Below are 17,853 nucleotides of genomic sequence, written 5' to 3'. Positions count from 1 at the left end.
AACCGTTTGATTTTTAGATTCATATACACCTCAAAGTTGAGATGTTATTTTATCAAATTAAAGAGAATTAAGCGTTTAAATTAAATCGAAATTTTTGAAATTGGTCTGATCAATGTCTGTTATAGTGCAATTTAATTCGTTAAATTGATCAAAGATTTATGCAGTTTGGTATTAGCCTAAATATAATATGAAAGGGTAAAAAAAATCCCTCTTGCGAGGGATTTTGGGTAACTCAGCGCCATTGGCACTGGGAATGAGGTCGGTACAGGGTAAAGCGTTATCTAAGTTAACTTATTAAAAGTTACTAAAAAACCATTTCTGGTACTTCACCGTCAACAAGTAATTTACCTGCTGTTTTACTAATGATTTCATCAACCGATACGCCCGGAGCACGTTCGAGTAAATGAAATGCGCCGTCTTTAACTTCAAGTACGGCTAAATCTGTTACTATTTTTTTAACGCAATTTACGCCAGTCAGCGGTAAAGAGCAGGTCTCTAATAGCTTAGAGTCACCATGCTTACTTGCATGGGTCATAGTAACAATAATGTTTTTTGCGCCAGCGACTAAATCCATCGCGCCACCCATGCCTTTAATCAGCTTTTTAGGGATCATCCACGATGCGATGTTGCCGTTCTGGTCAACTTCAAATGCACCCAGAACCGTTAAGTCTACATGACCACCCCGTATCATGGCAAAACTATCTGCACTATTAAATATGGCTGCACCTTTGGCTGCTGTCACGGTTTCTTTACCCGCGTTTATCATATCGGCGTCTAGCTCTGCTTTAGTCGGGTACGGACCCATACCTAAAAGACCATTTTCGGACTGTAACATAACTTCAATATCATCCGGTACATAGTTTGCGACGAGTGTCGGAATTCCTATGCCCAAATTTACGTAGTAACCATCTTGTAGCTCTTGTGCAACGCGCATTGCAACTTGTTCACGTGATAATGCCATTATTATGCTCCTGCTTAATCTCGTGTTGTTATACGTTCAATGCGTTTTTCAAAGCTGCCTTTAATAACGCGATTTACAAAAATACCCGGGGTATGGATTTGGCTTGGCTCAAGCTCGCCCGGCTCTACAATTTCTTCTACTTCGGCAACAGTAATTTTACCCGCCGTTGCAGCCATTGGATTAAAGTTCATGGCGGTGTGTCTAAACACTAAATTGCCGTAGCGATCGGCTTTCCATGCTTTTACTATGGCGAATTCACCTGTTATAGACTCTTCTAAAATATACGGGCGGCCATTAAATTCTTTTACATCTTTACCCTCAGCTACTGGAGTACCGAAACCGGTTGCGGTGTAAAACGCGGGTATACCCGCGCCACCAGCGCGCATTTTTTCAGCAAGTGTGCCTTGAGGCGTAAGCTCAACGTCAATTTCGCCACTTAATAACTGCTGCTCGAATAGGGCGTTTTCGCCAACGTATGAGGCAACTACTTTTTTAATTTGCTTGTCCTGTAATAAAATACCTAAACCAAAGTCATCAACACCACAGTTATTAGATACTACGGTTAAGTCTTTTGTTTGCATCTGCTTAATTTGTTTAATTAAGCCCTCAGGAATACCACATAAACCAAAACCACCGGCAATAATGGTATCGCCGTCTTTTAATCCTTTCATTGCAGCTTCGTAACTAGAAACTACCTTATCAAAACCGGCCATGAGTCTCTCCTCATTGTGTGCTATTTGTTGTTAACTATCTTGAATCATCATTTTATGAGATAGCTATTTAACCTGAACTCTGGTTAATAGATTTACTAACATATGAATCAGGGTGATATTTAAATTTATTTTCTCTAGCCAGAGATTTTCAGTGAAAACAAGGCGAATTTACGCGTCAATAGCTGGCCTATTGCAAGTAAATTCAACGCAGTTAGTGCTGAAAATAGCTGCTCGAGATAGATTTATTATCCAGAGCTTAGGTTATTTAGTGTGTAGTGCCACAGATACTTTGCTCACAGGTTGCTTACCAAGTACTTTGGTTATCTCCCAGCCAGCGTTACTTAACCTTTGTAAATCAATTCCATGCTCAATGCCAAGCCCTTGCAGTAAGTAAACCACATCTTCGGTGGCAACATTTCCTGACGCCCCCTTAGCATAAGGACAGCCACCAAGGCCTGCAACTGCCGCGTCAACCGTTGCTATACCTAGACTTAAAGCCGCGTAAATATTTGTGAGCGCTTGGCCGTATGTATCATGAAAATGCACGGCAAGTTTGGCTTTATCAATGTGCGTTAAAAGTAACTCGATTAATTGCGTTACTTTTTTTGCGGTGCCAACACCTATGGTATCGCCAAGGCTTACTTCGTAACAGCCTAAATCTAATAGCTTTTGCGATACACTTAATACTGCTTGCGGGTCAATCTCACCCTCATAGGGGCAACCTAGCACACAGCTTACATAACCACGTACACGAATATTATTAGCTTTAGCAAACGCCATTACTTCACTAAAGCGTTCAATACTTTCATCAATTGAGCAGTTTATATTTTTTTGACAAAACGACTCACTCGCAGCGGTAAATATAGCAAACTCTTTAATGCCGACAGCGTGCGCTGCATGTGCGCCTTTTAAGTTAGGGGTAAGGGCGCTTAAATTTACATCGGGTAAATCTAGCGCTGAAATTACATCCGCTGAGTCTGCCATTTGTGGCACCCACTTAGGGGAGACAAACGCGCCAGCTTCAATATCTTTTAAACCTGCAGCACTTAGGGCGTTAATAAGCGCTACTTTATCGGCTGTGCTTACTGTTTTTTCGTTTTGTAGACCGTCTCGCGCGCCAACTTCAACAATACGAACTTTATTTGCAAAGGCACTCATTATACACCTTCCTCAGTCGTATCTTCTACGATAGCAAGTAAGGCTCCATGCGTTACCAGTTCGCCTTCACCAAAACAGTAGCTTTTTAAAATGCCGTCATGTGGTGCGTTAAGCGTGTATTCCATTTTCATGGCTTCAATAATAACAACCGCATCACCTTTGGTAATTGTGCTACCAATGTCGATTAAGTGCTTAACTACAGTGCCATTGAGTGGGGCGGCAAGCGGTAGAGCTTCACTTTCGTGCGAACTAATATAATGTTTATCAACTAGTTCAAGCTTAGTTTGCAGTGCTTTATTCATAACAGTGACAATATTGCCAACAGTATTATTATCTACCGTAGTTACGTGCGCGCTATGTTTTTCGCCATTAATAAATACAGTGCAAAGACCATTATTCAATGTGCCTTGTAGGTTAAATACGTGCTCGTTATGCGTAATACTATAGCCCGCTGCCGTTTTTATAGCGCTTAGCTGTAAATCGGCAAAAGGGACTTTGATTGCTTGCGGTGCATTGAGTGTAAAACCGCTTAGTTGTTGCCACGGGCTTGCACTGCTTTGCGCATTTTTGGTGTTAGATAATGATTCTAAATACGCAAAAGCACCAATAAGCTGACTTGCTTGTAATAACGATTCGTTAACCGCAACTAACGAGTCGCCTTGCTCTGCAATAAAGTGTGTACTTGGCGCACCTTGTTTAAAGGTAGGGTGGCTTGCTAAATTATGTAAAAAGCCAATGTTAGTGCTAAAACCCGCTAAATGAAATTGCTCAAGGGCGTGTTGTAAACGGCTCAATGCTTGTTCGCGATTGTCGTCGTGCACAATAAGTTTTGCAATCATCGGATCGTAAAACGGGCTGATTTCGTCGCCTTGTGCAATGCCTGTATCAATGCGTACAAATTCGCTGTTAAGTGGCGTATGTAGCGCTTCTATAGTGCCAGAGCAAGGGATAAAGTCGTTGGCTGGATCTTCTGCGTATATACGCGCTTCAAAGCTATGACCTTGCAATTGAATATCACTTTGAGTCAGTGGCAGTGTTTGCCCACCCGCAATATTAATTTGCCAATTGACTAAATCTACACCGGTTACCATTTCGGTTACAGGGTGTTCTACTTGAAGGCGCGTATTCATTTCCATAAAGAAAAATTCATCGCCACACAGTAAAAACTCAACCGTACCTGCGCCTCTATAATTTATAGCCAGCGCACAACGTACAGCCGCTTCGCCCATTTCTTTGCGTAGCTCGTCAGATAAACCCGGAGCAGGGGCTTCTTCAATTACTTTTTGATGACGACGTTGCAGGGAGCAATCACGGTCGCCTAAATAAACACAGTTACCGTGGTTATCTGCAAATACTTGTACTTCAACATGGCGAGGTTGGTTTACGTAGCGCTCTAATAACACTAAGTCGTTACCAAAACCGGCAATCGCTTCACGTTGTGCGCCCTCAAGTGCGCTCATAAATTGCTTGGCGCTTTGTACCACGCGCATGCCTTTACCACCGCCACCAAAGGCCGCTTTAATGAGTACAGGGTAGCCAATTTTCTCAGCTTCACTTTGTAAAAAAACGGGCTCTTGTTTATCGCCATAATAACCAGGTACTAACGGCACGTTAGCAGCAGCCATTATTTCTTTAGCGCGGGTTTTAGACCCCATTGCTTCAATGCTGCTTGCTGGTGGTCCTACAAAAGCAATATTGTTCGCTTCGCAGGCTTTAGCAAATTCGCTGTTCTCAGATAAAAAACCATATCCTGGGTGAATGCAATCAGCGCCGCAATCTTTGGCAACGTGTAAAATTTTGTCTGCCACTAAATACGAATCTTTACTTGGTGCAGCACCAATGTGGTAAGCCTCGTCAGCCATTTTTACGTGCTGGGCATGTTTGTCTGCATCAGAATAAACGGCGACCGTAATTAAGCCCATTTGTTTTGCAGTGCGCATTACTCGGCACGCAATTTCTCCACGATTGGCAATCAGTATTTTTTGTAATCGTTGTGTGTTCATAATTAATCCTACAGTTGCCAAGCGGGTGGGCGTTTATCAAAAAAAGCAGTTAGCCCTTCTTGACCTTCTTCAGATACGCGAATTTTTGCAATACGCTCTGCGGTAAGCTCAATGAGTTCATCGGTAATTGGCTTATTTGCTACATCGTTAATTAATGCTTTTGCCGCCTTTACTGCAATAGGTCCGTTATCAATCAGTGTTTGCAGCATGTTATCGAGCGCACAGTCTAAATTACCGGTTACTTGATGAATTAAACCCAATTGTTTAGCAGTATGGGCATCAAACACCTCAGCCGTTAAAAAGTATCTGCGAGCAGCGCGCTCACCAATGGCTTTAATGACGTATGGACTAATAACAGCCGGAATAAGACCCAACTTTACTTCGCTTAAGCAAAATTGTGCATCGTCTTTACTAAGGGCTATGTCGCAACAAGCAATTAAGCCCAGTGCACCACCAAAAGCAGCGCCTTGTACAGCGCAAATTGTAGGGTGTGGCGAGCTTGCCAATACCTGCATTAATTTAGCTAATTGCATTGAATCAGCTAGGTTATCGGCGTAGTTGTTATCTGCCATTGATTTCATCCAGGCTAAATCGGCACCGGCTGAAAAATGCTTACCTTCGGTTTTTAAAACCAAAGCACGAATATCAAGCGTATTAGCATGTTCAATGCATTGAATAAGCTCGTGTATTACTTCGCTATTAAATGCGTTTCTTTTTTCTGGGCGGCTTAACACAAGTACAGCCACATTAGATTTTGTTATTTGTAGTGTTACTGACATTTTGCGCTCCGGTTACATTCTAAATACGCCAAATTTTGAATCACGTTGTGGTGCGTTATTCGCAGCCGTTAACGCAAGCCCTAATACATTACGCGTGTCGGCAGGGTCAATAATGCCGTCATCCCACAAGCGTGCACTTGCGTAATACGGATGACCTTGCTCTTCGTACTGATCAATTATTGGCTTTTTAAAGTCAGTGATTTCTTGCTCGCTCATGCTTTGACCTTTGCGTGCTAAACCATCTTGTTTAACTTGTGCCATTACACCCGCAGCTTGTTCGCCGCCCATTACCGAAATACGGGCATTTGGCCACATCCACATCATGGTTGGTTCAAATGCACGACCACACATACCGTAATTACCTGCGCCGTAAGAGCCGCCAATAAGTACTGTAAATTTAGGCACATCAGCACACGAAACCGCCATCACCATTTTAGCGCCGTGCTTAGCAATACCTTCGGCTTCGTATTTTTTACCTACCATAAAGCCGGTAATATTTTGTAAAAACACTAAAGGAATATTGCGCTGAGCACACAGCTGAATAAAGTGCGCCCCTTTTTGCGCCGACTCACTAAATAAAATACCGTTATTAGCCACTATGCCAACCGGGTTGCCATAAATACTGGCAAAACCGGTGACGAGCGTTTCACCAAAGTAGCGTTTAAATTCATCAAATGATGAGTCGTCTACTGTGCGCGCTATGACTTCGCGTACATCAAACGGCTTTTTAAGGTCGGTGCCGACAATGCCGTAAAGCTCGTTAATATCGTAACGTGGTGGTTTTACATCATCTAACTCTTGTTTAAGTAACGGCGCGGTCGGACGTGTGTAATTAATACGCTCAATACATTGGCGCGCAATAGAAAGCGCATGGGTGTCATTTTCAGCGTAGTGATCGGCAACACCCGACACTTTACAGTGCACATCGGCGCCGCCAAGTTCTTCGGCAGTTACTTCTTCGCCAGTTGCTGCTTTTACAAGCGGCGGGCCTGCTAAAAATATAGTACCTTGATCTTTTACAATAATGCTTTCATCGGCCATTGCAGGTACGTACGCACCACCTGCGGTACATAATCCCATTACCACGGCAATTTGTGGGATACCTTTACCTGACATGCGGGCTTGATTGTAAAAAATACGACCAAAATGCAGCTTATCTGGAAATACATCGTCTTGCTCTGGCAGATTTGCACCGCCCGAATCTACAAGATAAATACACGGTAAGTGGCAGCGCTCTGCGATGTCTTGTGCACGTAAATGCTTTTTAACGGTCAGCGGAAAGTACGTACCGCCTTTAACCGTGGCATCGTTTGCAATAATCATGCATTCAATGCCTTTAACACGGCCAATACCAGCTACAACACCGGCACACGGTATTGCTTGCTCGTATACACCAAAGGCAGCAAATTGTGAAATTTCTAAAAACGGTGAGCCTTCGTCAATTAACGTACTTATACGATCGCGTACAAATAATTTACCACGGCCTTCGTGGCGCTCCTTTAATGCAGCGCCTCCGCCTTGGCTAATTGTGGCTACTTTATCGCGTAAATCATCCACCAGCGCTGACATGTTTTTATGGTTTTGTATAAACGTTGGATCGTGAGGATTAACGCTCGATTTTAAAATCGTCATGGTTTAATCCTTAACGGCTTTCAGTGAAAAGTTCGCGGCCAATAAGCATGCGGCGTATTTCTGATGTACCTGCACCTATTTCGTATAGTTTTGCATCACGCAGTAGGCGGCCTGTGGCGTATTCGTTGATGTAGCCATTGCCACCTAAAATTTGAATTGCATCTAGCGCCATTTTAGTTGCAAGCTCTGCGGCGTATAAAATTGCACCAGCGGCATCTTTACGGGTGGTTTCACCACGGTCACACGCTTTAGCTACCGTGTATACATATGAGCGCGCAGCATTCATTTGTGTATACATGTCAGCTACTTTACCCTGAATTAACTGAAATTGACCAATAGGGGTATCAAACTGTTTACGCTCATGAATATACGGCACAACTATATCCATACACGCTTGCATTATACCAAGTGGGCCTGCTGCAAGTACTACGCGCTCGTAATCAAGGCCACTCATAAGTACCTTAACGCCTTCGTTTAAGTTACCTAAAATGTTCTCTTCTGGCACTTCGCAGTTTTCAAATACCAGCTCACAGGTGTTTGAGCCGCGCATGCCCAGTTTGTCGAGCTTTTGCGCCGTTGAAAAACCAGGGAAGTCACTCTCAACAATAAACGCGGTAATGCCTTTAGCGCCGGCGTTTAAATCTGTTTTAGCGTAAATTACTAACGTGTGTGCGTCAGGACCATTGGTGATCCACATTTTGTTGCCGTTTAAAATGTACTTATCGCCTTTTTTCTCAGCTTTGAGTTTCATCGATACCACGTCAGAGCCCGCATTAGGCTCGCTCATTGCAAGAGCACCAATGTGCTCGCCACTAATAAGCTTAGGTAAATATTTTTCTTTTTGAGCTTGTGTGCCGTTACGGTTAATTTGATTAACACACAGGTTAGAATGTGCTCCATAGCTTAAACCTATAGAGGCACTGGCACGGCTAATTTCTTCCATAGCAATAACATGTTCTAAGTAACCTAAACCGGCACCGCCAAGTTCTTCAGATACGGTCATACCCAGTACGCCCATTTCGCCCATTTGTGTCCAAAGTTGATTTGGAAAAGCGTTATCTAAATCCGTTTTTTCAGCTAGCGGGGCAATCTCCTGACTTGCAAAACTGTTTACGTGGTCGCGGATCATATCGGCGGTTTCGCCAAGGCCAAAGTTCATTTCTTTATATAGTGAAATAGTGCTCATGATTCATTCCTGTGTGTCGTCAGTGTGTTGTTATTCTTAAAATAGGCTACTCGTCTATTTTGTTAAGTGTGTCTCTGCAGCGGCGCTCCGCTGTTACTAATTCCATCAGAACAACTTTAATGTCGTCCATTTGTTGAGATAGGTCTGATTTTTTCTCTGCAATTAAGTCGAGCATAGTAACTAACTGTTTTGCGCTTGATTTATCTGCGTCGTACAGTTCAAACAAACGGCCCGTTTCGGCCAATGTAAAGCCAAGGCGTTTACCGCGTAATATTAGTTTTAAACGCACTTTGTCGCGCTTTGAATAAATACGAGTTTGCCCGTTTCGCTCAGGTGTAACGAGCCCTTGATCTTCGTAAAAACGAATAGATCGGGTGGTAATGTCAAATTCTTTAGCAAGTTCGCTAATGCTGAATGTTTGTTCATTACTGGCCGGCAGGTTGGCTGAGCTTGCAAAGTTTGTTTGATTATCTGATTTCATAGCTGTATTTACCTCATTCGAATAACTCCAATATAAGTGAAGTTTACGTAAAGGTAAAGCTTGGCGTGGTTCGAAACTATTTATTAAGGAATGCAAGTGTGAAATACCAAATCATATTGTTAATATTCAATGGCTTGTTTTTATTTTCTTGGTGCAGCTTTATAGCTGAAGAGTAATGCTTACACTTTTAAAACTAAAAATTAAACTGTTTTTAGTTGACGTTAGCGTAAACGTTAGTATTGTGTAGGGTAATCGAATAATAAATGAATACTAAATTAATAGAGCAAATATACTAACAACTATTTGCATATAAATACAACGGAGTTAGTTATGACTTTAGAATCAGTGGTAATTGTAGCAGCAAAACGCACCCCAATGGGTGGATTTATGGGAGCGTTAAGTGATGCGCAGTCTACCGAGCTTGGCGCTACCGCCATTGCAAGTGTACTTGCACAAACTGGTTTAGCTAATGATGCAATAGACGAAGTAATTATGGGCTGTGTTTTACCCGCAGGCCTTGGGCAAGCGCCCGCACGACAAGCCATGTTAAAAGCAGGGCTTGCACTTAGCACAGGTGCTACAACAATTAACAAGGTATGTGGCTCTGGTTTAAAAGCCGCTATGCTTGCAAATGACTTAATTAAAGCGGGCTCTATACAATCAGCTATTGCCGGTGGTATGGAAAGCATGACTAACGCACCGTACTTTATTCCAAAAGCGCGTGGCGGAATGCGAATGGGTCACGGTGAAATAAAAGATCACATGATGAGCGATGGCCTTGAAGATGCTTACGATAACAAAGCAATGGGTTGCTTTGCACAAGACACCGCTGACGAATACGGCATTGGCCGCGAGCAAATGGATGCGTTTGCACTGGGCTCATTAAGTAAAGCAAAAGCCGCTATAGAAAACGGTAGCTTCGATAACGAAGTTGCACCTCATACGATGCAAACACGCAAAGGTGATGTAACAGTATCGATTGACGAGCAACCTGGTAATGCCCGCCCTGAAAAAATACCAAGCTTACATGCAGCGTTTAAAAAAGACGGCACCATTACAGCGGCTAATTCATCGTCAATTTCAGACGGTGGCGCAGCGCTTATATTAATGAGCGAATCAAAAGCAAAAGAGCAGGGCTTAACACCGCTTTGTAAAATTGTGGCGCACAGTACGCATTCTCAAAAACCAAGCGAGTTTACCGTAGCGCCAGTAGGGGCGATGAATAGCGTGCTTGAAAAAGCAGGTTGGGCTGTAAACGATGTTGACCTTTGGGAAATTAACGAAGCATTTGCCATGGTAACTATGCTGGCTATTAACGAGCTAAAACTTGATGCAAGCAAAGTAAACGTCAATGGCGGCGCGTGTGCATTGGGTCACCCAATAGGTGCAAGCGGCGCGCGCATTTTAGTCACACTTATTCATGCCCTTAAAAACCGTGGCCTTAAAAAAGGCATTGCCTCTTTATGTATTGGTGGCGGTGAAGCAGTTGCAATGGCTGTTGAGGCATACTAAGTAATATTTAAATACTAAAAATACGCAGCACCAAAATTAATAATAAAGCTGCGTTTTTTAAAATAAAAACTAACACACTGACACAATAGGATTTAACCATGCATCAAGTTCCACTACTTATAAACGGCGAATTTATTCAATCAGCATCAAAAGAGCTTATCGATGTTATAAACCCAGCAACTCAAGAAGTACTTGCACAAGTGCCATGTACCACAGAATCAGAAATGGACGCGGCAATTGCCTCAGCTTCTGAGACGTTTAAAACATGGAAAGACGTACCTATTACTGAACGTGCTCGCATTATGATGAAGTACGCTGCGCTATTAAAAGAACACCACGATGAGCTTGCTACCATTATTTGCCACGAATTGGGTAAAACATTTGAAGATGCAAAAGGCGATGTTTGGCGCGGTATTGAAGTAGTAGAACAAGCAGCGAACGCACCATCATTAATGATGGGTGAAACAATGGAGAACGTAGCGCGTAAAATCGACACGTATTCTTATATGCAGCCACTTGGTGTGTGTGCGGGCGTTACTCCGTTTAACTTCCCTGCAATGATCCCACTTTGGATGTTCCCGCTGGCTATTGTGTGTGGTAACACCTTTATTTTAAAACCGTCTGAGCAAGATCCACTTACACCAATGCGCTTAGCTGAGCTATTTATTGAAGCCGGTGCACCAAAAGGCGTATTACAAGTTGTTCACGGTACAAAACCACAAGTAGACCGCTTACTAGAAGATAAAGCCGTACGTGCTATTTCGTTTGTTGGCTCGTGTGGTGTAGGTGCTTATATTTATTCTAAAGGCACACAAAATCTTAAACGTGTGCAAGCGTGTGTTGGTGCTAAAAACCACATGGTTATCATGCCTGATGCAAGTAAATCGCACGTCGTAAATAACTTAGTAGGCGCATCGGTCGGTGCTGCTGGCCAGCGTTGTATGGGTATTTCTGTTGCTGTATTTGTAGGTCAAGCAAATCAGTGGGTAGATGAAATTAAAGCAGGCTTTAAAAATGTACGCCCAGGCGTATGGGATGATGCAAACGCGGCATACGGTCCACAAACATCAAAAGCAGCAAAAGCACGTATTTTATCACTCATTGCCGGTGGTAAAGAGCAAGGTGCTACCTGTTTAATTGATGGTTCTGACTTTACGGTTGAAGGGTATGAGCAAGGTAACTGGGTCGGCCCAACGTTATTTACCGATGTAACCAAAGAGATGGATTTATACAAAGAAGAAATATTTGGTCCAGTACTGGCGTGTATGTTTGTAGACACGCTTGATGAAGCAATCGCACTTATTAACGACAGCCCTTACGGTAACGGCACCTCGTTATTTACCTCAAGCGGCGCAGTGGCTCGTAAATTCCAACACGAAATTGAAGTAGGCCAAGTAGGTATTAATGTGCCAATTCCGGTGCCTCTTCCGTTCTTTTCGTTCACTGGTTGGAAAGGCTCATTTTATGGCGATACTCACACGTACGGTAAACAAGGTATTCGTTTTTATACAGAAACTAAAACGATTACATCACGTTGGTTTGAAGACGACATTGCGTCGGGTCCAAACATGAGTATTAACTTAAAATAATCGTAATTAAAAAATGAGTAAATAAAAGAATAATTAATAAAAAAGATGGGCGCGAAGGCTACTTCACACACAACACACACATAAGCCTTCGCCGCTCGTCACAAACTATCCCTGTGACGGGAAACACTAACAACACAACTAACACAATTAAAGAGGTCTACCATGGACTTTAACTTATCAGAAGATCAACAAGCCTTTGCTCAAACAGCACGCCAATTTGCCGAGTCAGAACTTGCGCCCCATGCAGCAAAGTGGGATCGCGAACATATTTTTCCTAAAGACACGATTAAAGCTGCGGGCGAGCTTGGTTTTTGTGGTTTATACACGCCAGAGGAAGCAGGCGGCCTTGGTTTATCTCGTTTAGATTCGAGCATTATTTTTGAACAACTTGCTATGGGCTGTACCGCAACAACGGCCATGTTAACCATTCATAATATGGCCACCTGGATGGTAGCAAGTTTTGGTACCGATGCCGTTAAAGACAAATACGTAGAGCAATTAGTAATGGGCGAGTTACTTGCCTCTTACTGTTTAACAGAGCCAGGCTCGGGCTCAGACGCCGCATCACTTAAAACCAAAGCCGTGCTTGAGGGCGATGAGTACGTTATTAATGGCTCAAAAATGTTTATATCGGGCGCTGGCGAAACCGAAGTATTAGTGGTAATGGCACGTACAGGCGGCGAAGGCGCTGCGGGTATTTCGGCATTTGTAGTGCCTGCCGACGCAAAAGGCGTTGAATATGGCAAAGCAGAGGAAAAAATGGGTTGGAACGCACAACCAACACGGCTAATTAGCTTTGAAGATGTACGCATTCCTGCGCATAACTTATTAGGCGCAGAGGGAGAAGGCTTTAAATTTGCGATGCAAGGCCTTGATGGCGGTCGAATTAACATTGCCACATGTTCAATTGGTACAGCGCAAGCGGCGCTTAATACAGCCCGTGAATATTTAAAAGAGCGTACACAATTTGGTAAGCCATTGGCTTCGTTTCAAGCATTGCAATTTAAAATTGCCGATATGAACACCGAGCTTGTAGCTGCGCGCCAAATGGTTAGGCTTGCTGCATTTAAACTTGATAATAACGACGTTGAAAAAACCACTTACTGCGCCATGGCTAAACGTTTTGCTACCGATGTTGGCTTCACTGTGTGTAACGACGCACTGCAAATTCATGGTGGTTACGGTTACATAAAAGAATACCCGCTTGAGCGCCATGTACGTGATGTACGCGTTCATCAAATTTTAGAAGGCACTAACGAAATTATGCGTGTAATTATTGCGCGCCGTATTTTGGCTGAGTCTGCAAGCGACGTTTTATAAGGAGCAATGTATGTCAGAATCTAAATCTAATCCGAGTATTGAACTTACAACCGAAGGTCATGTTGCTATTTTAACTATGTCTAACCCGCCAGCAAACACCTGGACAAAAGACACCCTAGTTAATTTAAAAAATACCGTTAATGAGCTTAATAATAATAAAAATATTTATGCATTAGTACTGACTGGTGAAGGAGAGAAGTTTTTTAGCGCAGGTGCCGACCTAAACGTATTTGCTGGTGGCGATAAAGGCGTAGCCGCTGATATGTCGCGTGTATTTGGTGAAGCATTTGAAGCGCTTACTAATTTTAGAGGCGTGTCGGTTGCTGCCATAAACGGCTATGCAATGGGCGGCGGGCTAGAAGTTGCCCTTGCGTGCGATATACGTATAGCGGAAGAGCAAGCACAAATGGCGCTCCCTGAAGCTAAAGTTGGCTTATTACCGTGTGCGGGTGGCACACAAAATTTAGCATGGCTTGTAGGCGAAGGCTGGGCAAAACGCATGATTTTATGCGGCGAGCGCTTAAAAGCTGATAAAGCCTTGCAAATTGGCTTAGTAGAAGAAGTAGTACCACAGGGTGAAAGCTTTGCGGCAGCATTAAAACTGGCCAACCAAGTGGCCGATCAAAGCCCCACCTCAGTTGCAGCATGTAAAACATTGATTCAAAAAGGGCGCTATCAACCAATGACAAGTGTTTTGCCTCTTGAGCGCGAGTTATTTGTTGGTTTATTTGATACACAAGATCAACAAGAAGGCGTAAATGCCTTTTTAGAAAAACGCCGCGCTAACTGGGTAAACGGCTAATGAGTGCTTTAACAGTATTAAATAACGCCGATGAGCCCGTGGTATTTGAAACCGCAGTCGCAGAAAATGGCAGTTTAATTGGGCTTATTACACTCAACGCGCCAAAAGCCTTAAATGCACTTAATTTTGAGATGATCAAATTACTAGAGCCGCAGCTGCGAGCTTGGCAAGACGATGATGCTATTGCAATGGTGTTGTTAAAAGGCGCAGGCGATAAAGCATTTTGTGCAGGCGGCGATGTTGTAAGCCTTCATCATGCAATGGCGCAAGGTAAACCAACAAGCTTAGTTGAAGAGTTCTTTACGCTAGAGTACAAGCTTGATTACCTTATTCATACCTTTGATAAACCAATCCTTGTTTGGGGGAACGGCATAGTGATGGGCGGCGGTTTAGGGCTAATGGCCGGTGCTAGCCACCGCGTCGTAACCGAAACATCACGCATTGCCATGCCAGAGCAAACCATAGGTTTATACCCTGATGTAGGCGGTAGTTACTTTTTACATAAAATGCCACAAAACGTCGGGTTATTTTTAGGGCTAACGTCAGCATCAATTAACTGCGAAGACGCACGTTTTGTATCGCTTGCCGATCACTTCATCGACAGCACTAAATATGATGCCATGCTTGCGCAAATTTTAGCAGCTAAATGGGGCAAAACCGCAAGCTTAAATCATGAGCGATTAACCGATTTACTCACCGATTTAGACAACCAATCGGCGCGTATGCCAAAAGGCAATATAAAAGCTAATTTAAAAACAATTCAAAAGCTGGGTGAGTTTACAACCTTGCAGGAGCAAGTTGATTATATTTTAGGGCTAGCTACTGACGATAAATGGCTACAGCGCGCTCAAAAGTCACTTAAACACGGATGCCCACTAAGTTGCGCACTCGTTAGTGAGCAATTAAAAACAAGCCAAGGCAAAAGCTTATTAGCGTGTTTTAAAATGGAGCTAGGTATGTCGGTACGCGCTGGTGAAGTTGGCGAGTTTCAAGAAGGTGTAAGGGCGCTATTAATAGATAAAGACAGCGCACCTAATTGGCAATACAAAACACTAAGTGATGTACCACAAACAATAATAGACAGCTTTTTTGCTAATCGCTTTGGCGAAAATCACCCACTCAATGGCTTAGACACGCCATCACACACATAAAGGAAAGACGATGGCTAAACTCAATATTGGTTTTATCGGCTTAGGTAATATGGGCGGCCCAATGGCGGCTAATTTAATTAAAGTAGGGCATACTGTGAGTGTGTTCGATTTAAACCAGTCGGTCGTAAATGAACTAGCAAGCAAAGGCGCAAAAGCAGCGATTGATGCAAAGCAGTGTGCAAACAATGCTGACGTACTTATTAGTATGTTGCCTGCGGGCAAACATGTTAAATCGCTTTATTTAGGAAATAACGACGACAGCGGTTTAATTAACGTGCTGAGCAACAATACATTAGTAATTGATTGCTCAACAATAGATGCAGAATCAGCCCGTGTTGTAGGCAGTGCACTTGGTAAACAAGGCATAAGCTTTGTAGATGCACCGGTATCGGGCGGCGTTGCAGGCGCAACTGCTGGCACTCTTACCTTTATTGTAGGTGGCGAAAAAGCAGCGTTCGATAAAGCAAATACAGTGCTGAGTGATATGGGTAAAAACATATTTCATGCAGGCGATATTGGCGCAGGGCAAGTAGCAAAAATATGTAATAATATGCTACTTAGCATTTTAATGGCAGGTACCAGCGAAGCACTGCAAATGGGTATAAATAACGGCCTCGATCCTAAAGTACTTAGTGACATTATGACTGCAAGCTCTGGCCGTAACTGGACGCTTGAGCTTTACAATCCTTGCCCAGGTGTAATGGATACAGCCCCTGCAAGTAACGATTACAAACCAGGCTTTATGGTTGATTTAATGGCTAAAGATTTAGGCCTTGCCATGGAAGCCGCGCAGCAAAGTAATTCAACAATCCCAATGGGGTCAATGGCTAAAAATTTATACACTATGCTACAACACCAAGGTGCAGGCAGTGATGATTTTAGTGCCATTTTTAAACTGTTTTCTAAATAGGAGCAAGGCGTGGAAATTAAAAATAACACGGTAGTAATAACCGGTGGCGCACAAGGTTTAGGCTTTGCAATGGCGCAAAAGTTTGCACTTATGGGTGCAAACATTGCTTTAATAGATATGGCACAAGATTTATTAAACACAGCATGCGAGCAATTAACTCAGCTTGAAGATGTAACCAGCAATATTAAAGGTTATGCCGCAAACGTAACAAATGAGAGCGAAGTAGAAAACGTATTTAATACCATCAACAGCGATTTTGGCCACATTGGTGTGCTTATTAACAACGCCGGTATTTTACGCGATGGCATGTTTATAAAAGCTAAAGACGGTAAAGTCGTTAAAAAAATGTCTCTTGAGCAATTTCAATCAGTGATTGATGTAAACCTGACCGGTGTGTTTTTAGCAGGGCGGGAAGCGGCAAGCCACATGATTGAATCAGGCAAAGGCGGCGTTATAGTTAATATGTCGAGCGTAGCGCGCGCAGGTAACATAGGCCAAACAAATTACGCGGCATCAAAAGCAGGCGTAGTGGCACTTACCACCACATGGGCTAAAGAACTTGGTCGATTTGGTATACGCGTTGGTGCAATTGCCCCAGGTGTTATTAGCACCGCTATGACCGACGCCATGAAGCCCGAAGCTAAACAACGCATGCTAGCTGTAACACCAGTAGGGCGCTTAGGCGAAAGCGACGAAATTGCCCATACCGCACAATACATAATCGAAAACGACTTTTTTACCGGTCGCGTGGTTGAAATAGACGGCGGTATTCGTTTGTAAAACAGGCGGGATTAAGGTTGATTTAAAAAGCATGGCTGTTGTGGGCTGTGTTTTTTTGTTTTAAATAAGGACGTTTATAATCTTGAAAAAGGGCTGATAACGGCGTTGGCATTTTTGTTGTAAAACATGAGTAGGATACCCGTTGAATTAAAGCGTAGAACATTTTAGCGTTCTAATTAACTGCGTTAAAAACTTCTCATATAGACAAACAATATAACTAAATTTTTGCCTTGTTACTGAGATATTTATAATCTTGAAAAAGGGCTAATAACCCCCGTTGGCACCTTGTTGTAGTACATGAGTATATATTTGTGTAGTACGCACGTCGCTGTGACCTAATTGTGTTTGTACTGTACGTATATCAGCGCCATTTTGCAGTAGATGAGTAGCAAAAGAGTGCCTTAATGTATGAGGTGTTATTATTTTTGTTAACCCTGATTTTTGGACGGTTTTTTTAACCTCTTTTCTAATACAAGAGTGATGAAAATGATGTCGCCTTATTTCACCACTTTGAGGATCTGAACTTAATATATGAGAAGGAAATAAATACTGCCACGCAAGCGATTTTGCGGCACTTGGATATTTTTTTGTTAAAGCATATGGCATCCATACGCCAGAATATTCCGTATTATTTAAATCCAGTTTTAAATAGTCATCAACGTTCAAAATTTGATTTCTCAGCATAGGAATTAGCTCTGTGGCCAGCGTAACAATGCGGTGTTTATTACCTTTTCCATTCCATACTTGAATGCATTTATAATCAAAATCAATATCTTTCACCCTTAATTGCACCGCTTCCATTACTCTTAAGCCACTTCCATACATAAGGGCTGCAATTAAATAATAGCGCTTATTTAAATGAGCCATCAACATTTT

Annotated in this window: 15 protein-coding genes and 1 pseudogene; 7 read left to right on the top strand and 9 right to left on the bottom strand. The window is 42.8% G+C overall.

The features are described from left to right. Positions 1 to 304: 304 nt before the first annotated feature. The 8 genes from H5119_RS18365 to H5119_RS18330 all read right to left on the bottom strand — a co-directional run bounded on the left by H5119_RS18365 (position 305) and on the right by H5119_RS18330 (position 8,913). Positions 305 to 961, bottom strand: coding sequence for a CoA transferase subunit B (locus H5119_RS18365; protein ID WP_182703253.1), 657 nt, complete (start codon positions 959 to 961; stop codon positions 305 to 307). Between the two features lie 14 nt (positions 962 to 975). Beyond that, the gene (locus H5119_RS18360; protein ID WP_182703252.1) at positions 976 to 1,674 is read right to left on the bottom strand and encodes a CoA transferase subunit A; all 699 of its coding nucleotides are present in this window, start codon (positions 1,672 to 1,674) and stop codon (positions 976 to 978) included. A 261-nt stretch (positions 1,675 to 1,935) separates the two neighbouring features. Beyond that, entirely contained in the window at positions 1,936 to 2,832 is an 897-nt protein-coding gene (locus H5119_RS18355) for a hydroxymethylglutaryl-CoA lyase (RefSeq protein WP_138585138.1), read from the bottom strand. Further along, complete coding sequence (locus H5119_RS18350; protein WP_182703251.1) at positions 2,832 to 4,835, bottom strand: acetyl/propionyl/methylcrotonyl-CoA carboxylase subunit alpha; 2,004 nt, start codon at positions 4,833 to 4,835, stop codon at positions 2,832 to 2,834. Before H5119_RS18350 ends, H5119_RS18355 begins: the two co-directional genes overlap by 1 nt. Before the next feature lie 8 nt (positions 4,836 to 4,843). Beyond that, a complete protein-coding gene (locus H5119_RS18345) occupies positions 4,844 to 5,614 on the bottom strand; it encodes an enoyl-CoA hydratase/isomerase family protein (protein ID WP_138585140.1) in 771 nt (256 codons plus the stop codon). 12 nt (positions 5,615 to 5,626) lie between these two features. Then, positions 5,627 to 7,246 carry a carboxyl transferase domain-containing protein gene (locus tag H5119_RS18340; RefSeq protein ID WP_182703250.1) on the bottom strand — a complete coding sequence of 540 codons (1,620 nt, stop codon included), beginning with the start codon at positions 7,244 to 7,246 and terminating at the stop codon, positions 5,627 to 5,629. A gap of 10 nt (positions 7,247 to 7,256) precedes the next feature. Next, entirely contained in the window at positions 7,257 to 8,432 is a 1,176-nt protein-coding gene (locus H5119_RS18335) for an isovaleryl-CoA dehydrogenase (RefSeq protein ID WP_182703249.1), read from the bottom strand. Positions 8,433 to 8,478: 46 nt separating this feature from the next. Next, entirely contained in the window at positions 8,479 to 8,913 is a 435-nt protein-coding gene (locus tag H5119_RS18330; RefSeq protein WP_077537935.1) for a MerR family DNA-binding transcriptional regulator, read from the bottom strand. A 330-nt stretch (positions 8,914 to 9,243) separates the two neighbouring features. Between H5119_RS18330 and H5119_RS18325 the strand changes: the two genes are divergently transcribed. From H5119_RS18325 to H5119_RS18295, 7 genes are all read left to right on the top strand, one after another. Continuing rightward, entirely contained in the window at positions 9,244 to 10,425 is a 1,182-nt protein-coding gene (locus H5119_RS18325) for an acetyl-CoA C-acyltransferase (RefSeq protein WP_182703248.1), read from the top strand. A 98-nt stretch (positions 10,426 to 10,523) separates the two neighbouring features. Continuing rightward, complete coding sequence (locus tag H5119_RS18320; protein ID WP_182703247.1) at positions 10,524 to 12,014, top strand: CoA-acylating methylmalonate-semialdehyde dehydrogenase; 1,491 nt, start codon at positions 10,524 to 10,526, stop codon at positions 12,012 to 12,014. Between the two features lie 162 nt (positions 12,015 to 12,176). Then, entirely contained in the window at positions 12,177 to 13,334 is a 1,158-nt protein-coding gene (locus tag H5119_RS18315; RefSeq protein ID WP_182703246.1) for an acyl-CoA dehydrogenase family protein, read from the top strand. Positions 13,335 to 13,344: 10 nt separating this feature from the next. After that, positions 13,345 to 14,136 carry an enoyl-CoA hydratase gene (locus H5119_RS18310; RefSeq protein WP_182703245.1) on the top strand — a complete coding sequence of 264 codons (792 nt, stop codon included), beginning with the start codon at positions 13,345 to 13,347 and terminating at the stop codon, positions 14,134 to 14,136. Continuing rightward, positions 14,136 to 15,287: an enoyl-CoA hydratase/isomerase family protein gene (locus H5119_RS18305; RefSeq protein ID WP_182703244.1), complete on the top strand. Its 1,152-nt coding sequence runs from the start codon at positions 14,136 to 14,138 to the stop codon at positions 15,285 to 15,287. The genes H5119_RS18310 and H5119_RS18305 overlap by 1 nt, the downstream gene beginning before the upstream one ends. A gap of 10 nt (positions 15,288 to 15,297) precedes the next feature. Continuing rightward, positions 15,298 to 16,197: a 3-hydroxyisobutyrate dehydrogenase gene (gene mmsB, locus H5119_RS18300; RefSeq protein WP_182703243.1), complete on the top strand. Its 900-nt coding sequence runs from the start codon at positions 15,298 to 15,300 to the stop codon at positions 16,195 to 16,197. A gap of 9 nt (positions 16,198 to 16,206) precedes the next feature. Next, entirely contained in the window at positions 16,207 to 16,977 is a 771-nt protein-coding gene (locus tag H5119_RS18295; RefSeq protein ID WP_182703242.1) for an SDR family oxidoreductase, read from the top strand. Positions 16,978 to 17,222: 245 nt separating this feature from the next. Here H5119_RS18295 and H5119_RS18290 read toward each other — a convergent pair. Next, positions 17,223 to 17,853: pseudogene (locus H5119_RS18290) on the bottom strand (integron integrase); the annotation flags it as partial.

Source organism: Pseudoalteromonas sp. SG45-5, assembly GCF_014164085.1.
GTDB lineage: Bacteria > Pseudomonadota > Gammaproteobacteria > Enterobacterales > Alteromonadaceae > Pseudoalteromonas > Pseudoalteromonas aliena.
The sequence above is the reverse complement of the archived record's forward strand: the minus strand, read 5'-3'. Positions and strand labels throughout refer to the sequence as shown.